The organism is Haloarcula sebkhae (assembly GCF_014647415.1).
GTDB lineage: Archaea > Halobacteriota > Halobacteria > Halobacteriales > Haloarculaceae > Haloarcula > Haloarcula sebkhae.
The window spans coordinates 156,334-172,652 of sequence record NZ_BMPD01000007.1 but is presented as its reverse complement, the minus strand read 5'-3'; the positions used below and the strand labels follow the sequence as shown (position 1 = coordinate 172,652).

16 protein-coding genes and 5 pseudogenes are annotated in these 16,319 nt (G+C 53.0%); 8 read left to right on the top strand and 13 right to left on the bottom strand.

The window, feature by feature from the left end:
• Positions 1 to 73: pseudogene (locus IEY38_RS17950) on the top strand (IS6 family transposase); the annotation flags it as partial.
• A gap of 411 nt (positions 74 to 484) precedes the next feature.
• Here the strand turns inward: IEY38_RS17950 and IEY38_RS17945 are convergent.
• The 5 genes from IEY38_RS17945 to IEY38_RS17925 form a co-directional block, all read right to left on the bottom strand.
• Complete coding sequence (locus IEY38_RS17945; RefSeq protein ID WP_161607596.1) at positions 485 to 625, bottom strand: hypothetical protein; 141 nt, start codon at positions 623 to 625, stop codon at positions 485 to 487.
• A 247-nt stretch (positions 626 to 872) separates the two neighbouring features.
• A complete protein-coding gene (locus tag IEY38_RS17940; RefSeq protein WP_049909279.1) occupies positions 873 to 1,163 on the bottom strand; it encodes a hypothetical protein in 291 nt (96 codons plus the stop codon).
• A 57-nt stretch (positions 1,164 to 1,220) separates the two neighbouring features.
• Positions 1,221 to 1,604, bottom strand: coding sequence for a hypothetical protein (locus IEY38_RS17935; protein WP_188979920.1), 384 nt, complete (start codon positions 1,602 to 1,604; stop codon positions 1,221 to 1,223).
• Between the two features lie 350 nt (positions 1,605 to 1,954).
• Positions 1,955 to 2,182, bottom strand: coding sequence for a hypothetical protein (locus IEY38_RS17930; protein ID WP_004592112.1), 228 nt, complete (start codon positions 2,180 to 2,182; stop codon positions 1,955 to 1,957).
• A gap of 193 nt (positions 2,183 to 2,375) precedes the next feature.
• A complete protein-coding gene (locus IEY38_RS17925) occupies positions 2,376 to 2,618 on the bottom strand; it encodes a hypothetical protein (RefSeq protein ID WP_004592110.1) in 243 nt (80 codons plus the stop codon).
• Between the two features lie 1,128 nt (positions 2,619 to 3,746).
• On the opposite strand from IEY38_RS17925, the gene IEY38_RS17920 reads away from it, so the two are divergent.
• Positions 3,747 to 4,847 carry a glycosyltransferase family 4 protein gene (locus IEY38_RS17920; protein WP_080509684.1) on the top strand — a complete coding sequence of 367 codons (1,101 nt, stop codon included), beginning with the start codon at positions 3,747 to 3,749 and terminating at the stop codon, positions 4,845 to 4,847.
• 8 nt (positions 4,848 to 4,855) lie between these two features.
• On the opposite strand, the gene IEY38_RS17915 is transcribed toward IEY38_RS17920, so the two are convergent.
• The 3 genes from IEY38_RS17915 to IEY38_RS21400 all read right to left on the bottom strand — a co-directional run bounded on the left by IEY38_RS17915 (position 4,856) and on the right by IEY38_RS21400 (position 6,138).
• The gene (locus IEY38_RS17915; RefSeq protein ID WP_152420785.1) at positions 4,856 to 5,155 is read right to left on the bottom strand and encodes a hypothetical protein; all 300 of its coding nucleotides are present in this window, start codon (positions 5,153 to 5,155) and stop codon (positions 4,856 to 4,858) included.
• A 430-nt stretch (positions 5,156 to 5,585) separates the two neighbouring features.
• Complete coding sequence (locus IEY38_RS21405) at positions 5,586 to 5,879, bottom strand: hypothetical protein (RefSeq protein WP_004592100.1); 294 nt, start codon at positions 5,877 to 5,879, stop codon at positions 5,586 to 5,588.
• Complete coding sequence (locus IEY38_RS21400) at positions 5,839 to 6,138, bottom strand: hypothetical protein (RefSeq protein ID WP_229775379.1); 300 nt, start codon at positions 6,136 to 6,138, stop codon at positions 5,839 to 5,841. The genes IEY38_RS21405 and IEY38_RS21400 overlap by 41 nt, the downstream gene beginning before the upstream one ends.
• Before the next feature lie 224 nt (positions 6,139 to 6,362).
• On the opposite strand from IEY38_RS21400, the gene IEY38_RS17905 reads away from it, so the two are divergent.
• Positions 6,363 to 6,770 carry a DUF7475 family protein gene (locus IEY38_RS17905; protein ID WP_049909275.1) on the top strand — a complete coding sequence of 136 codons (408 nt, stop codon included), beginning with the start codon at positions 6,363 to 6,365 and terminating at the stop codon, positions 6,768 to 6,770.
• A gap of 46 nt (positions 6,771 to 6,816) precedes the next feature.
• Here the strand turns inward: IEY38_RS17905 and IEY38_RS21395 are convergent, their stop codons facing one another.
• From IEY38_RS21395 to IEY38_RS17890, 3 genes are all read right to left on the bottom strand, one after another.
• Positions 6,817 to 6,978: a GntR family transcriptional regulator gene (locus IEY38_RS21395; protein ID WP_229775378.1), complete on the bottom strand. Its 162-nt coding sequence runs from the start codon at positions 6,976 to 6,978 to the stop codon at positions 6,817 to 6,819.
• Positions 6,979 to 7,509: 531 nt separating this feature from the next.
• Positions 7,510 to 8,652 carry an ATP-binding protein gene (locus IEY38_RS17895; RefSeq protein ID WP_152420784.1) on the bottom strand — a complete coding sequence of 381 codons (1,143 nt, stop codon included), beginning with the start codon at positions 8,650 to 8,652 and terminating at the stop codon, positions 7,510 to 7,512.
• A gap of 2 nt (positions 8,653 to 8,654) precedes the next feature.
• Positions 8,655 to 8,915, bottom strand: a complete 261-nt coding sequence (locus IEY38_RS17890) for a hypothetical protein (protein WP_004592094.1) — start codon at positions 8,913 to 8,915, stop codon at positions 8,655 to 8,657.
• A 313-nt stretch (positions 8,916 to 9,228) separates the two neighbouring features.
• On the opposite strand from IEY38_RS17890, the gene IEY38_RS17885 reads away from it, so the two are divergent.
• The 3 genes from IEY38_RS17885 (at position 9,229) to IEY38_RS17875 (ending at position 13,252) form a co-directional block, all read left to right on the top strand.
• Positions 9,229 to 11,325 (top strand): hypothetical protein, encoded by a 2,097-nt coding sequence (locus IEY38_RS17885; RefSeq protein ID WP_152420783.1) that lies wholly within the window; start codon positions 9,229 to 9,231, stop codon positions 11,323 to 11,325.
• Between the two features lie 479 nt (positions 11,326 to 11,804).
• Complete coding sequence (locus IEY38_RS17880) at positions 11,805 to 12,308, top strand: hypothetical protein (protein WP_004592091.1); 504 nt, start codon at positions 11,805 to 11,807, stop codon at positions 12,306 to 12,308.
• A 521-nt stretch (positions 12,309 to 12,829) separates the two neighbouring features.
• A complete protein-coding gene (locus IEY38_RS17875; protein WP_004592089.1) occupies positions 12,830 to 13,252 on the top strand; it encodes a TRAM domain-containing protein in 423 nt (140 codons plus the stop codon).
• 119 nt (positions 13,253 to 13,371) lie between these two features.
• Here IEY38_RS17875 and IEY38_RS21785 read toward each other — a convergent pair.
• Positions 13,372 to 13,541: pseudogene (locus IEY38_RS21785) on the bottom strand (RNA-guided endonuclease TnpB family protein); the annotation flags it as partial.
• A 731-nt stretch (positions 13,542 to 14,272) separates the two neighbouring features.
• Positions 14,273 to 14,907: pseudogene (locus IEY38_RS17870) on the bottom strand (IS6 family transposase).
• Positions 14,908 to 15,263: 356 nt separating this feature from the next.
• On the opposite strand from IEY38_RS17870, the pseudogene IEY38_RS21390 reads away from it, so the two are divergent.
• Both IEY38_RS21390 and IEY38_RS17865 read left to right on the top strand, forming a co-directional pair.
• Positions 15,264 to 15,542, top strand: a pseudogene (locus IEY38_RS21390) (IS1595 family transposase); the annotation flags it as partial.
• 25 nt (positions 15,543 to 15,567) lie between these two features.
• A pseudogene (locus IEY38_RS17865) lies at positions 15,568 to 16,289 on the top strand (site-specific integrase); the annotation flags it as partial.
• Between the last annotated feature and the right edge of the window lie 30 nt (positions 16,290 to 16,319).

Genomic DNA, 16,319 nt, shown 5'->3' with positions numbered 1-16,319 from the left:
ACACCACTACAACCACGAACGACCGAACCAAGCACTCGACGGACGAACGCCAGCTGAGGAGATTCAGAACTAGACAGTGCCTGATTAATCTATATGTTTAGTATATGCTATTTGTGTTGCTAGTGTCTTCCTTACTGGGTAATTCAGGACAGACTATACTGATAGCAGTAGCTACACCAGAAATTCTGTGGCCGCCTGCAATTTTTCATTGGACGTATTGAAGAAGCCACGGACCATCTGAATACCAGCGCTGAGCACGAATGTTGGGCTGACTGAGTCAACAAGCCAAGGCAGAACTAAAAAAAGCTGACAGAAGCGCTGCCTGTGTCAGTGCCGATCGTTGCAGCGGCAGGCGAATCAGGTGGACAGTTGATAGGTAATCCGTATGACGAGGCAGCTGCGAAGGTTGTGGAAGATGTTGTTGACTACAATGTCAATATTGGTTTCTCCACCCACAACAGTCCATTTCGGTGAAGGAAGTCAGTCAGCGATAGTCCCTTGATCGGTCATCAGTCATCACCGAGGGCTGTTGACCGCCATTGTAGGAGCCAAGCGTCGTCGCGCCGCTGTCAGCGAGCTTCGAGTCGCCTTTGACGGTCGCGAAGCATCTGGTCGTCTGAGTCATGTCCGGGTGGTCAATTTCAAGTTCGGTTAGATTGAGCCGCACCACTGTTGTCTGTCTAGTTTTCCGGTCCAATTCCGAAGTACTCAGCGGCTGCGTGCATTATACAATAAATCGTCGACCTCGCAATCTCGGTATCAGACACATCTTCGCGACGTTCTCCCTCAAGGAGCGTCATACCATTTGAGTACGCGATGCACCAGCGACGGACTTGGCGGGAGATCCGACAACTCTGCGTGTCCACCCTGATTCATATTGACGCTTGCTCCTCTTGACCTTGTGTCGTCTGCAGGTGCTCCGATGGAATGTTAAGATCTGCTATCCGGCCTTCCCAGCGCTCACGAAGCCTCGCTGTTGCGACGTCGGCCCCGGGCTGAGAGGAACTCCCATCGAAGTGGTTTGGCACGAAGCGTTTGATCGCTTCACATTCGCCGAGATGGACCACGTGGGTCCGAATGGACTCTAAATCAGTGACGTAGGCAACCCACAGTCGCTTATGCCCGTTGACGACTTCGTAGCCCTCGTCGACGACACGGACCACCAGCTCTGGGATGGATAACCGCGCTCACGGGTACTGGCGATGAACTCACGGTTTGCCTCATAGTAGAAGGCAGACATAGTACGGCGTCGGCTGGATCTCATCGAGGGCGACCGCCGTCGGGCTGTGGCTGTCGATAGTCTCGAGTCGCGACGTTGGGTAGGCGTAGAACGAGATGTTGTCGGCATGTAGTGTGGAGAGTTTAACTGGCTGGTCTCCGGCGTACTGTGGTCGGTGGTGGTCCAGCGTCTGGCGATAGACAACGATGACAACAGTGTCATCAGCGAGGTACTCAGGGCTGTCCTCCGAGACGGTCGTGTCACGGCCGTCGAGATTCCAGTCCGTGACTAAGACTGCCGGCGTGTTCACCACAACCGCGTCGTCAGGGCTAGGATGTTTGCAATCGTGGAAGATATCGTCGGGGGAATATGGGCAGTTACGCATGGTTGATGTCCGGGTTGTCGATGTGGCGAGCTGCTTGGTGAACGCGTTCATTGGAGGGTGGGGAGACTCCTATATGTTCTCATGGCCTATGAGTTCATGAAGATCCGCATCACGGATTGGCACGAGCCCGCGGTTGGTAGGACTATCTCGCCACATGATTGTATCCTCAGCGTTGATTACTGCCTGAGCGTAGAATCAACACTGTCTCGGTGGGTGGGCCCGTAGCCGTCTGGCTCGCCGACACGCACTCCGGATCGGCGAGAGCGATGCGCTTGGAGTCTGCGGCCCACCGACGTATTCGTAAGCGGTGCTGTATCCGCGCTCCGTACTGGCGTGCGCGAGCAATGGCTTCAGTACTGCCACGAGTCGTCTGCTGTGGCCTCCGGGCCCGGAGCCGAACTGGCAGCGTAGGACATAATCAGGCCGTCGACGGTCAGCTGCTCAGGGTCAAGACTTGCATCGATGTCAAGCGCTTGGTCGATGATTGCCTGCTTGACCTGTTTGGCGTTGCTCCGTAGATACTTTTGTCCCTGATAGGAGCCATAGGTGAACCCATCAGCATTCGCAGCCACCTCCATCAGCGGTACGCATAATCATGCGACGGTCCCTCTTCGAGACACTCCTAAAAGAGCTGTTGCACCTGTTTGTACGTGAGGGCGTGCCGCTGCTGTTTCGTATCAAGCGCTTTGACCACGGCCAGACGACGGAGTCGGGTGGCTCCCGTCTCCCCGTTGAGATCACCCCACAGTGTCGCTCCTCTTGTTTCGGGGATTAGAGATTCTTGTGTGGGTGTTTGACGGCGTTCTTGTAGTTCGTAACAACATCACGGTACTCGTCGATGTTCGCCGCATCGCCACCGGCAGTCTTCGCGATGGTTGATTCAAGTACGTTAGTAAGAAACTGGTCGCCAAGGTTGTCAGCGATCTCCATCACGAGCTGTGGGTCAGGCTCAACGGTTTTATCAGCCTCGGCTGTGGTACCACCGTCGGTACCACCAGTGACGAGTTGCTGCACATTATCTAGGGTGTGGCGTGATGGGGGCAGTCCCTGTCAGAAGGATTACCCAGATAACGAGGTACTTGCTCTCTGCTCGACTCACCGCCTGAAGTGTCGACATCAAAGCCACATTTCTGAATTCTAATGATGTAGAAAAAGCCCACTCTGAGACGATATACCCTCAGAATGAGAACCCACAGTGAGGGTCAGCTGTCGGGCCTCGGAACGCTTACTCCCTATTACTCATTGAAACAAAACCGGTATCGTGCGAATATGACAAGAATATTTAATTAACAGTCGCTCGAACTCTTTGTTAATTTGTTTCATGCCAATCAAACTGAAGAGGGTGGACTCTTGTGCGGTATCCATTATAAAAAGATTATACTTGAATTTATTACCCTCTGTCAGCAAAGCCGTTGTATATGCTTACTTCCGAGCGATTTGAGGTAAAGGATCGAGAGCAGGCGAAGAGTGTCCTTTCAAAAGTCAACACAGAGAATGCTCTGAAGTTTCTCTCCGAGCCAACCAATCAGCGATCCGACCAGCAAGAGCAAATTTTCGTGGCGTGCTCTATCCCAAACACGGAATTAGAGTATCGAACACGTGAGGGCGGGCAAATTAGGTATTGTGTGCCAGAAGAGTTATTGGGCCTGCTCCTCTCAGACCAAGGAATGGTTGAGTTTGCCCCCGCTGACCAATTTTCGATTACCACTACGAACTAGTGGTGTTCTAAAAGAATCTTGTCAACTCTGGGATGGCCGTGAGAATACGGGAAGAAATGAACTCTCGACTCAGAGCGCGAGTGACTCGTCCAAGAGTCGGTATAGACTTTCTGCCGAGACGCGGTCAACTTGTCTGAGCCGACAACTTCCACGATCAGCGTGTCGCCAGCGTCTGGGCGTACGCAGCGACAATCATCGAGTCCTCTGAAGAGAAGTACATAAAATCGTCGGTCTGCGACGGAAATCATCACCGAGTTAGACTAATTCAGGTAAAAAAACGCCCGTTTGAACGACACGGCACCACAGTGAAACCAGCGCTGGAGCCCCGGATAGGTTGTTGTCGCGGACTGAAGGATACTTTCCTGGGATCGACTTCATGGATGTTCAAAATTGATAAAAAGCTAGAATATAATTAAATAACACTATGAATAAGGATACAATTCGAGTCTGCCATGTGGTAAATAGTGTCGGTCCAACAAGCATTCCTGCAGATATTGCAATTGAATTACAACAATCGACGAACATTCAAGTTGGTATTCTTTCTTGGTTTGATATAACAGAATTTGAAAATATGGAATGTATTGAGGTACACAGTGCAAATCCTCCACAAACGACAATCGGAATAAATCGCTCGACTGCTATCAGGGTTCACGATATATTTACAGAATATGATATAATACACACGCACCACCCTCACTCAGGATCTCTCAGCAAACTACTCGCTCTCCATGCCGATAATAAAATCATTACTACTGAACATAATAACCACAAAGCGTATTCTCGCAAAGGGCTTGTCTTGAATGGACTGACGAATATTATCCCTGATGCAGTTACTTGCGTTTCTAGATCGGTCTATGACTCATTCCAGTCGTGGGAAAAAAGTATTGTCAATAAGGGCGACGTTCACGTCATCTATAATGGGGTTAAAGATGTGCGCTTATCGCTGAATACCAACTGGTCAGCATACGATTACTGCAACATAAGTCGTGATGAATATTTAATCGGAATTGGTGCAATGCATACTGAGCAAAAGGCGCATGACGTACTTATCAAAGCGGTTGCAGAATTACTGGACAAAGAATATAAAGTCAATCTTCTGATTACTGGAACTGGCCCTCTACAAGACTCATTAAAACGTCTGGTTGTGAACGAGGGAATTGAAAATAACGTCCACTTTCTTGGTCTTATTGACCAAAATAAACTCTATCGATTGTTGGCGGAGTTAGATGTTTATTCAATGCCATCCCGCTGGGAAGGCTATTGTGTTGGTGTTGCCGAAGCAATGGCACTTGGTACTCCTTGTGTTCTCTCAGATATTAAAACCTTCAAGGAGGTATACGACAACTGTGCACTATACCACTCTGTTGATAATCCTTGTGAATTAGCGTCAACTATCGAACAGTTGTTGTCGGACAAAAATCTTCGAGAGAATCTCTCAATGCGTGCAAGTGAACTTATACGGTCGCAGTATAACTTAAACGATGTTGCGACCCAATACGAATCTCTCTACATGGATATATGTTGAAATATTGGTTATTCAGTGATCCTCGGATCAGGCACCCATAGCAGTTGTTCCGGATTTCGGGGTATTTGTTGCACGCTAATCAGGCCAACCAGCCGGCGGCACAACAGGGCGAGGGCTCGATAAACGCAGGGCGTCAGGCCCTGAATAGTGCTCCACTCTGCGTCTTCTTCAGGGTCGTATACGTTCCTCCAGTCGGGTACCTTCTCGGGGTCGACTTCACGAATCGCGTGGAGCAATTCTTCGCCAGTCCATTCGATATCCTCGACGTGGAGACGCTCCTCCAGCCGATTGTCAACGAATTGAGACATAGTATACAATATCGCCGCCATGATCAAGTAGAAGGCCCATAAAAAGGGTTTATTCGATTTGCATTTCGCATCCTCATCAGCGTTAGGACATCGGCCAAGAGGTATGGGACAATTAGAAGGGCCCCGGCGATGGCACCAACGGCACCAAGCTCAGGGCCCCCTACTAGGGTCCCAGCCGTGTCGAGAACAGTGCCGACAGCAAGAGCGAACCAGACGGTGTGTCGGGCCGCGATGGGAAATGCCGGGCATGCGCTGGTCGAAATCTGGAAGCATTGCCCCACCAACGACGACACCCCACCGGCGAAAGCCATCTCGAGAGTGCCGACGACAATCAGTACTACGACGAGCGGTACATAACAGATCAATGCACCGTAGTGTCCTATTCGATGCATATCAGTATCTCAGCCCCTGCCCAGATTCTTGATCTGTATTACTCATCCGTGTCTGATGAACGAAACCGCTCGGGTGGGTAGAAGACAACATGAACCGCGCTCCCAATCGCGTACCACGACTTCGGGAGTATCGAGATCCCTAGTCCCCATTCGGAAGCAAACTGGAAGAGGTCGAACCACTGGTTGTACGGCGGAGCGTCGGAATCGAAGCGCTCGATATTACTCGGGTAGACATGCATCCCATACAGCGCCGGCTCGCCGTTCTCGTCAAGCCACAGCGTCGAATGATCGTCAGCTGGCGGACTGTGTGGCGGCCGATTCGGAGTGTCCATGAGTGGGCCGGCAATCCTCGCCTGTGATCAGCCGACTGATGCACGGCTTCTCCGCTGGTCCAACGAGACCGAACGCATCAATGAACGCCTGCCGCTGGTACTCGCCCATAATAGCGCCGAGCGCTCGCCAGATGTCACGCCATGCCGGGTCGTCTGGGTCGTGGCCAAGGTAGGCGTCAACGGCGTCGGCCAACTGGTCGTATTCAGGCCACGATGTGACTGGTGGGTTCGGACCGATGGACGGAGAGTCATCGCTCATCGCTGATCAGAGATTCGCCTTGTAACACCAAGTGCTTCGGGTTCTTCCGGTACCGGCCCAGGGATAGCCACAGTAGCGTTCGCCGTCGACGCGAGCATGTCGGCATTGTGGACCAGCTCAGCAAGCGGGCTACTCATCTACAGTGATTCTGTTATTACACCCGATTCCCATCCTGTAGGATACTACACATGGATTTAACAGATAGCGCGACCGAGCCAGCAGATATGGCTGCACAGTCAACTGCAGGTCAGGACTCGCTTTTCAACCTCCCGTCGCATCCAGTCGGATACCTTGCAATTGTGGCCGCGCTTGCGACTGCTGGTATCCACTTGGTACTTGGGCCACGTGTCATGGGATTCAGTCAGACGCTGGGCATTCTGTTCATCCTGAACGGGCTTGGATTCCTCGGCGGACTCGTACTGTACAGCAGCCGCTACTGGCGGCCTGAACTGTTCTTAGTCGCTGCAGGATATGCCCTTGTCACTATCCTCGCGCTATTCGTATTTCAAGGATTCAGCCTTGATGCGTTCTATATGCAAGGCAGTCTGAACCCGCTGGCTGTTGGGTCAAAAGCTGCCGAAGCCGTCCTCGCCCTCTGTGCTGTCTATCTCTACACAGCGTCTAGTCCATGAGCCCGCCGCCGCAGGGATAGTCTATACAGACTATCGACACTCGTAACTACTCTAGCGCCCGCTGCAAGCCGTCTCGCATCCCGGTCAAGACCTTGCGCCCGTCCTCAGTGACTGAGTACATCTCACGTCGCTTGGTCGGCCCTGAGGCTTCGACCAAGCCTTCTGCTTCCAGTTCTGAGAGCGTGCGCCGCACGTGGCAGTCGCTCACGTCAACCGCTTCCTGTGCGGCTCATGCGATCAGGTTCCGCCAAGCGTCGCCGCCATACATGGCGACCAACAGTAGGCACGTCTGTGCGACTGGCGTGAGCTCCTGATACGCAACTCGTCTCCCCGGTCGTCTTCGTCAGTGTGGGCTGTCATTCACTCACCGCCGTTGTACGTATAGTCCACCTGAAGTGCTGAACCAGAAACTGGAGGCTGCCCCGAAGCAAATTGAGGGGTGTAATCAACACTGCTCGACGCCTCCGACTCGTCGAAAGCTTTCAGATTTTCGAGTATTGTTTGCGACCAGCCAGCGGCGCATGCTCGCGTCGCATAATGCGTCCACCCACACGGGGGGTACTCATGTCTTTGGAATTCCGCGCGCGCGAAAAATTCGCCGATCGCCGCGAAATCGGTGCGGGGACCGGTCTCCGGCAGTCCGACCCCCTGGGTTTGTCTCTGAAAACTGAAACATTACAACCGACCCACGAGGACGTCGACGTCGATCGTCAACGACTGGGCCACGGGGTCGGGCCGATCATGCCGACGCACCCCCCGCCACCGTAGCTCGGTCCGAATCGCTCTCGGAGAGGTAGACTTTCAGGTCGCCGTGGATCGGCTTCGAGATCTCCGGCCATGTGATCGGCGGCCAGGTGAATGCCTGCTCATTGTAGAGAACGGCCTCGCCGATATCAAGATCCGAGGTGACATCTTCCTCCATCCTGACGGACTCGAATCCTTTCGGTGCCGACCCGCCGTGTGGATTCGCAGTGCCGTTCATCGCGACGCGCCAGCGAATCCGGTCGGTCCAGAGATTGTGTAGGTGCTTGTCCTTGTGATCGAAGAACAGGCCGATGATCCCGTTCTTCCGAAAGTCCTCTACGGCAGTCCCAGCAAGTTGGACTTTCTGCAGTGTCGCGTACTTGTCCTTCGAGACGCCCTCACGGGCGAGCGACGCAACCTCGTCACAGATCCAGGTCGTCCAGTCGAACGGGCCGCGTTCGACGAGTGATAGCGCCCAGCCGAACCACCAGTGATCGACCGGGTCTCCATGCTGGAACTCGACGCCGTCGATGACTTTGTCGCTCTCTTCGTAGACCCACTGACAGCCTCGCATTTTCGCGTCAGGGTAGACGACGTGGAACACGCCGTCCTGCAGGACGTTGAGATTCAGGTCCATGATATCACTGTAGTGCGTAACCTTCCGGACGACATCCTTGAGCGGGACCTCTTTGCCCATCGAGTTCCGGTTCCCGCCCTTCGGAACGACACGGGCGGTCGCCTCGTACCCCTTGGGGAGACACACGTGTGCGACAGGCGCGTATGGAAGCCACTCCGACCGCGAGCCTGTCGCAGCTCGCCAGACGACCCGGGAGTTGTTGACCTCCATGTCGATCTGCGCTGCCCGCAGTGCGAGTGTCGTTTTCCCGGAATTCGGCGGCCCGGTAGCGAACCACTCGACGCCACCGCTGGGCTGGTTCCGGCCGCCGTCCCACGTGTGGTCCCAAAACGCCGGGACGAGACTATCCTCGTCGAACTGGTCAGGATCGAACTTCGGCATGCCGTGGATGCGCCGCAGGTGACGGCCGTCAGAATGACATCGAGCGTCACCCTGCCACTGTTCGCTTCCGTAGTGCGGTTCCACAAATCCCAGGTCCTGTGGATCATGCAGCTCAGGCATGGTCACATCGTCCTCGCTGGATCGTGTTCGCCGTTCTTGTCCTCACGGTGTTCGTCAGCCTCTCCAGCCCATCGTTCGACCGCGCGGTTGTACGCGGGCAGGATGTACGTCGCGGCCCACAGCTCTCGCTCGCGGGCGTACTTCTCCGCATCACGGAGCAACACGCGTTGGGCGCTGGGCCGATCGTGGATTTTCCAGTCGAAGTCCGGTTCGACCTTGTAGAGCTCACCGAGCGTGCCCCGATCGAGTACGTGAATGTACAAAATCCGGCAATAGTGAGGATATAGAGGGAAAATAGATAAGAATAAATGCGATTGGCACCTGATGCAGATACATACTTAGCCAGCGATTTGTTTCTATGCCAACGCCATACACTGGACTGACAAGATAGGTAACAAGTGGATCAGCGACGCCATGGAGAAACAAACCCAATAGTCCGAGATGCCAAAACCGGCGAACACGAGGGTCCGAAACGTGTTCGCGCCAAGTAGATGGCACAATTTGGTCGAAGTCTGTCACTGAAATATACATTTAGTGTGTCCAAACACATATATTCCTTTAGTTGTGAAGTGAGATATGATATTTTTGGAGGATACACGCGCCCAATCGGTACAAATCGGCGCAGTTCTCCTGTTCGGGATTCTAGTAATCTCATTTAGCCTTCATCAAGCCGTTATTGTACCAAATCAGAACCGCGATGTCGAGTTTAACCACTTCACCACGGCCCAGAACGAAATGGAGATACTCCGGAACGAGATTCTTAATGCTGGCCAAGATGGTGACGCCTCGCAGGCCCCGGTTCAACTCGGAACAAGCTATCCTCCTCGAATGATTGCGGCACAGCCACAACGATCTTCAGGATCACTGCGAGTGAGGTCGATAGGTGGGGACAGCAAAGCGTTCGAATTACAGGAGGGAGGCACACCATCAACACAAGAGCTCTGCGGGCTTGATTCAGTGACAACAGGGGCGGCGACTTACCAACCAAATTATAATTATCTTGACTCTGTAAAGAATATCACTTACGAGAATACAGTTACCTATACCAATGGCCGGTCAGAGAGTCGGTCATTTCAGACTGACCAACAACTCGTTCAGAACACAACGGTCCACCTCTACCCGCTTGTCGGTGAGTCCGATCAGGGAGGAAGTAGCGTAGCTTCAGTTACGGTGGAAGGAAATGAAACCGGATTCAAATCCGTCTCCGGGTCGTTCAGTCTCGTTGTACCAACACGGCTGTCAGCTACCGAGTGGGAGCAGTTGCTGAGTGAGCAGACGCATGTGAGTGGTGTTGAATCAGTCAGTGGGCAGGCGGTGAAAATCAACTTCGATAACTCAGATTATAATCTTAAGTGCTCTCCGGTTGGTGTTGGAGAAAGACCCGACAATAATCCAGCATACGTCAAAAATAACGACGGCAATCAAAACGGAGGGGGAACAGCGTATAATATCTCGTGGGTTGATACAAGACTGGTTCCAGGTCCGACAGAGCCCAGCGAGGTTTGTCCACAGTTTCCCTGTAATGTGACTCTGAGAGCATCAACCGATCCAACGCAGATTGGCGCGCCGGTCGGATTTGGGTCGGGTGATGGAAACATCGCGACAGTACAGGAACGACTGAACGTAACAGGCCGAGCTGGTGCCTCCCAAACAAATGTAACGTTCAATCGAGCAGTAGGAAATACAACGCTCTGGACACAGAGTGGTGGCGCAAAGGATTCACTAGTGGTCTCGACACCCTCTTCAGCGGACTTTGAATCAGGCCTCGGAGAATATAGCAAATTTGGGTCATTTGAGGGCAATGATGCGGACAAGCGGGATAATACACAGCAGTCAAACAGCGGTGAATGGGCAGTGCTGCTTGATGGGGGAAGCGACGGTGGAATCAAAACTACGGGATATGATACGACCGGTGGCGAGTCAGTTATCATTCAGTATTGGGTTGTGAACAGTGACCGAGGAACTCCCGACGGCAATGGTCAGTTAGTGGCTGAATATCTGTCCAAGGACGGTAATTGGGTGGAAGCCGACAGCAAACTACAGGAACGCCCTCAGGGATCGGACTCTGCAGAGATTCGAACAGTGCGACTCGGAGAGGCAGCAATTCATGATAATTTCGGGCTCCGGTTCAAACAGGTAGACGCCGACAACCCGAATGATGAGTGGCTCATTGATGATCCCACGATCACTGTGCTGGGCACAAAAGTCGCCCCAGGTGCGGCGGATATGGGAGGCGGCGGAGACAGTGGTGGCGGTCCGCCTGGATTCTCTAGTCTTAGTGCTACAAATGTACCCTCTTCGACAGTATTTGGGTCACAAACATTTACTTTTACACTCAATAAGTCGCTAGCAAATGGCGAGACTGTAACAATTAATTTCGACGAAGCACAGGGACTGAAGGGAGGCGGAAACGAATTCCCGGATCCGGCAGATTATAGATCCGCAGAGATCAGCGACTTTTTTTCAAGCCTCAGTGATGGAACCGCAACAATCGCTGCAACTGAAGGAACAGTGAGAATTACATATCAGGCAAACCAAGACATTTCAACTGGAACAACAATCGAAATAGTCGTGTATGATGTCGACACAGAGGGCCAATCTACCGATACGGTTTCAGCAACTTTCAGTCGGAGCGACGGGACAACAGGGTTAACGACATTCTCAGTCGATTGACTGTCTATCTACAGAGTTCGATGTTTGGATTTCACTTCTAACATACCTCTGTCGCTGTGTCGTGGACGGTGAGGCGGTGGCACAGCCGATACCGTCGAAACGGATATGAGCACGTGGCAGCAACGTTCTGTGGTAACAGAGCGTTAACCGGCAAAATAATGCCAGTCTCTCTTTGTTGGCTAGCTATCTCCCACTCCGCTCTCTAACTGTCATTTATTGCTAGGTTGCCACCCTGAAACGACTACTCGGTAAGCATGCGAACTATTCAAAAGAATTCCCCCGAATATTCGTCCCGAGCCCAGTACCCGGGTTCTGACTGGCGTCCAATTCGTTCTCGCGACGGCGCTGTCGACAGTCTCAGCCGTAGCGTGGATGGGCGGTGAGGATATCAAGGATATCCGAGCACCTACCCAGCAGTACCAGTAAAACCACACAACGCCGGCGGTACTGTTATATAAGAATACTATTTACACAGCAGTATGCCGATAGATCTGGATTCTGATGCATGGAAAGATGCCACCACGTATGATCCACTTGAGACAGAAATCAACTCCTTATTCCGGGATCACCAAGATCAGGCATTATCCATTACTGAGATCGAATCACACCTCCACGAGAACCACGCGCATTTGTTCCCAGCCGATCTCGTCGGAAAAGATGCTGTTGACGGAGCCAAAGCCGCTCGCCAGTCTATAGTCGCAACCCTGCTTGAGCGGATGTACTGGCGTTCCAAGGTTACGTTCCGGCGTGTGTCTCCCGAAGACGAGGCAGATGCTGGGTTATACTTTACATCCGACGGCACAGGTATATTCCCGATCGCAGAAATTGACGAGGTGAAAGACCCGGACCCAGATTCGCCTTTCGGAACACTTTCTGGCCGGTTTCGAGAGGTCGAGGACGAGATTAACGAAGAGGTGTCCGACCTAGAGGAGCGGGTAGACTGGCTGGAATTCCGCGTTCGCGAAGAACTCGGTGCGTACTAAGAAGCTGATATACACGTGGCGACGCAGAGAATAGTGCTTAGATATTCTCACCCGGTTTCCTGCTGTTCAGACTCTTGGCTAATGACAGCATTTCCACTCTTTCGGCCCCTCAAACGGACACTCTACCGACTATCAACTTGTGCGTCGGCTTCCCCAGTCACTAAGCGAGACACCCACACACTGATAGGATGATCCCAGCGAGCGCAAGCAGACTGAGCGCGTCGCGGCGTCATGATGCTATCCAGCGGCACTAACTGTTACCAGAACCGACGGACAGGGGAGGGGACGAGCAGTGAGCGTTCGGCCGTGGGCTTCGCATTGGCTCTTACTGGGTGAGATCTGGCCTCGACACGCCGCCGTTACAGTCGGCGTCGGTCTGTATCAGAGGCATGGACCGACAGAACGGAGCAATCAGTACGAGAAGCGTCGCCCGAAGCAGACAAGCGGTTCGGTGCGCCGAAGTGATCATAGACAATAGAGTCAAATACCGCTAGCTAGGTACATTACATACAATACGACTGATGGATATTCCGTCTCAACTACACTGTCTGTTTGCTGGCACTGTGGAAGAACACGATGACTCGTATGTAATTGAAGTACCCAAGCAAGAGCTACAGGCTGGTTCTCTGCAGGCTAATGCAATGTATCGCGTCGCACTGCTTTCACATCCGACTGAGACCGAGTCTCAACAAAGTGAGACAGAACCCCGGAGAAAACGTGGGTCACAGGAGCCACAGACGCCGCCAGTTGCGGAAGGCGAACAACGTACCGTCGACATCGAGAGTCTCGGCGACCAGGGCGATGGACTCGCGCGTGTTGAGCGAGGGTTCGTAGTGATTGTTCCCGATACTGAGATTGGGGAGCGTGTTACTGTGGAGATTTCCGACGTTAGAGCAAACGTTGCCTTCGCTGAGGTTATTGCACGGGTACGCGACGACGAATGACATCCTCCGCACCGTGAACGGCGCGGCTTCCCGGCATGGGAATACCAGCTAAGTTTCGCTGTTGCTGGCAGAGGGTTCCCAACTCGTGGAAGGCCGAGAGGGTCATCTGCGAGGGGTTTCTCGCTCGCCTCCCGGTGAGTCGTGGCGCTGTCACAGGCGCTCCTATCCCGTGAAATGTCTCGCCTGCGAGTTTCAGCGGCAGTCTCTCACCTCACGGGTCGTGGCGGTCAGCGATGTTGACCGCCGCATTGATGTCTGCGTGATACTCCGATACCCAACACTCGTCACTCACGGGAAGGGGGAATTCTCTCGCTGAAGCAAAATAGCTATCCCATTGAAACAAGCTAAGGTTACAGCATGGAGGTTTCACAGTCACCGCGCGCTGTCTCTTCAGTTGTTTCAACTATTTTGTAGGTAGCAATTGCTGTGATCCTTGGAGCGACAATTCCCATCTTTGCTCTGGGAGTGACTGATGATCTAAACGATGCTGGCCCGGTGGTCGGACAATCTACTGCGGAATTTATTGGCGATAGGAAGGGTGCAGACAATCAAATCATCTGATTTACACATATCGCTGGCGACTCAGTTGCAGTATCTGAAATGGAAATCGTTGTCAGGGCATGTGGGAAGACAACTAGACTCATTAATTTGCCTGCTCCGACGACGGGGACCGCGTCAACGCCGACGTATTTCCCGTTCGATGAGGTGAATTTCCAGGGCAACCAGAACCTGCTTAGTGAGGGAACGGTCGGTTAATCTTGGGATGTAGGCGTTCTGCACGAAGACACGACAAACACGTTTGCTGCTGGCTCGTCCTTCGAGCTTCGAATAACTAATGGCGCGTGTTCACTGGATGTTGGCGAGACTGTTGACATCATGGTCGTCCATTCGCCCACAAATACGGTGATGATCTATACAGAACTGACCGCTCAATAGGCTGCTGAAAAACGGGTACGAACGTGGGATTCCGGGCAGCTGATTTGCAACTGATATAGGTTGTAGCTATTCTACCCGTAGTGTTTAGTTAGTGACATTGTGCCAGCGAGCGAAACTCTGCAACCAGTTTTCGGCGGTTTCCAGGTCGACATGACTGAAGAAGTTCGAAAACGACGAGGTTCGACGCGTCAGCTCTCGAAAGATCCGTTCGACGGCGTTCCGATTTCCGTGGCGACACATCTGAAATCGGAGTCCAGTTCGTTGCAGTGCAGTTTGGAGGTGTTGAGCGCCATCGACGAGAAAGACAGCAGTTTCGACATCGTGTTTGTGCCGAAGTTCGCGTAGGAAAATTTCTGTGAGGGTGGTCGTAGTCGTCGCAAACAACCGGAGGTGAAGCAAGTCGTTCGACTGTGGATTGGTAACGGCGTACAGCCAGAATTGCTGATCGTTGATACGAATCACAGTTTCGTCGAGCGTAATCTGATTCGGAGATTTCCCGGATTCTGGCTGTGGCTCGGCTTTCCGAACCCAATCGTGGACAGCTTTGCGACTGCGTTGGACACCCAGTGAATCGAGTAATTCGACGGTATTCAACAGCGATAATCCTGCAACGTGCGATTGAATACCAAACGCCATCGCTGACTCGGGTGTCCGCTCGCGCTCCACAAATCCAAATCAATCCACTCTCTACATCCGCTGAGGCGGGCGATTTCTGCCATGAACCAGCAAGAAATTCTCCCGCCTCATTTTTCACGCTTAACTAAATACGACCCTCGACAGGGGCACAAGTGTATCTGCAGGGAGACAACGTAGCGAATACGTCTCTAGCAGTCGAGGAGAAGTAGTCGATTTTATCGCTCTTATGTAGAACTCTATAAAGACCCTATAGTATACTGAGATAACCATCATATAGGAGGGTGTCATAGAACAGTTGGCATGGTTTTTTGATACCGGCCGAGAGAACCGCTGTTGCTACTTCTGAATAGCGGCGATAATATCCATCTCTCAGACAGCGGTTTTCCGGGAGCTACTGAAGTGTGTGAATCGTTCTATGACACCCTGATGATATAGGGGTATGTCTTCTGCTCAGTCGGCGTTCGGCGCGATGTTTCGCGAGCGGATTGATGGGTATCGTCGAGATAGACACTGAGCCGCTCGATGTGGGTATCGAGCGGCGACTCAAGGAATTCTGTGAAATAGATCCTGCCATGGATACGGACAAACTCCGCTCAAATGTGGCGGCATCTCGACCGCGTTCCACTGCCGTGACTGTAACCTCAGGCCGGCCTACACCTACGAAACCTGTTTCACGCGAAGCAACGTCCTGTGGGAGGTGCTTCTAGCGTTCACGCTCATGCAGACACGCAATGCTCAGTATCAAGCAGCGAGCACGCTACGCGGCGCTGAAGGTGGCTCGTGACCGGGCTCTGGTGTTCGTCCTCGAGTACACGGCTGTCCGGTCGGGGAACTTCTCCGAGACTCGAATGATCCGCGCCGGCGCGGAGTCCGCTGGGAGGACCTCTCCCTTGACGACGGGAGTATGGACGTCTACCGGAAGAAGCAGCAGTGGGACGCCGCGAGCCTCCCCGACCCGGTAATCTCGCCGCTGCGAAGCTATCGCCAGCTGATGGACCCACCGACGGAGCGATGGCCGGTGTTTCCGACGTTCGACCAACGGACGCTTGCAGAACTTGTACGGGAGGAGTTAGCCGACCGGGGAGAGCAATCGGAGACAATTGACAAGCGACGTGTTGAGTACGCTCGCGATCTCCTACTGGCACTCGATGAGGACACACGACCGCAGTCGATTATGACGGATGGCGCCCGATCCATTCTCCAGCGACTCTCGGAGGCCGCGAAGATCGCCATCGACCACCCGAAACACGACTATTTAGCACCGCACGGCGGTCGACGTGGAATGGGGGAGGTTCTTGTTCGCGCGTTCGGGTACACAGTCGCGGCCCGATACCTGGATAATTCCGAGGATATGGTGCGGGAGCGGTATTCGCATATCGAGGCAGGTGAACTAGGTGATGTGGCGACGGAAGCTCTTGACCGGGTTGATAATTCAGGGCAGAATTTTGAAACAAAAGAAATGTAAGGCGGGCCCAGAATGTTATAAAGAACGACG

Bases quoted from the DNA above. Each gene is read 5' to 3' on its own strand.
- IEY38_RS17945 (WP_161607596.1), bottom strand. From the start codon at position 625: ATGACTCAGACGACCAGATGCTTCGCGACCGTCAAAGGCGACTCGAAG.
- IEY38_RS17935 (WP_188979920.1), bottom strand. From the start codon at position 1,604: ATGCGTAACTGCCCATATTCCCCCGACGATATCTTCCACGATTGCAAA.
- IEY38_RS17930 (WP_004592112.1), bottom strand. From the start codon at position 2,182: ATGGAGGTGGCTGCGAATGCTGATGGGTTCACCTATGGCTCCTATCAG.
- IEY38_RS17920 (WP_080509684.1), top strand. From the start codon at position 3,747: ATGAATAAGGATACAATTCGAGTCTGCCATGTGGTAAATAGTGTCGGT.
- IEY38_RS17915 (WP_152420785.1), bottom strand. From the start codon at position 5,155: ATGTCTCAATTCGTTGACAATCGGCTGGAGGAGCGTCTCCACGTCGAG.
- IEY38_RS21405 (WP_004592100.1), bottom strand. From the start codon at position 5,879: ATGGACACTCCGAATCGGCCGCCACACAGTCCGCCAGCTGACGATCAT.
- IEY38_RS21400 (WP_229775379.1), bottom strand. From the start codon at position 6,138: ATGAGCGATGACTCTCCGTCCATCGGTCCGAACCCACCAGTCACATCG.
- IEY38_RS17905 (WP_049909275.1), top strand. From the start codon at position 6,363: ATGGCTGCACAGTCAACTGCAGGTCAGGACTCGCTTTTCAACCTCCCG.
- IEY38_RS17895 (WP_152420784.1), bottom strand. From the start codon at position 8,652: ATGCCTGAGCTGCATGATCCACAGGACCTGGGATTTGTGGAACCGCAC.
- IEY38_RS17885 (WP_152420783.1), top strand. From the start codon at position 9,229: ATGATATTTTTGGAGGATACACGCGCCCAATCGGTACAAATCGGCGCA.
- IEY38_RS17880 (WP_004592091.1), top strand. From the start codon at position 11,805: ATGCCGATAGATCTGGATTCTGATGCATGGAAAGATGCCACCACGTAT.
- IEY38_RS17875 (WP_004592089.1), top strand. From the start codon at position 12,830: ATGGATATTCCGTCTCAACTACACTGTCTGTTTGCTGGCACTGTGGAA.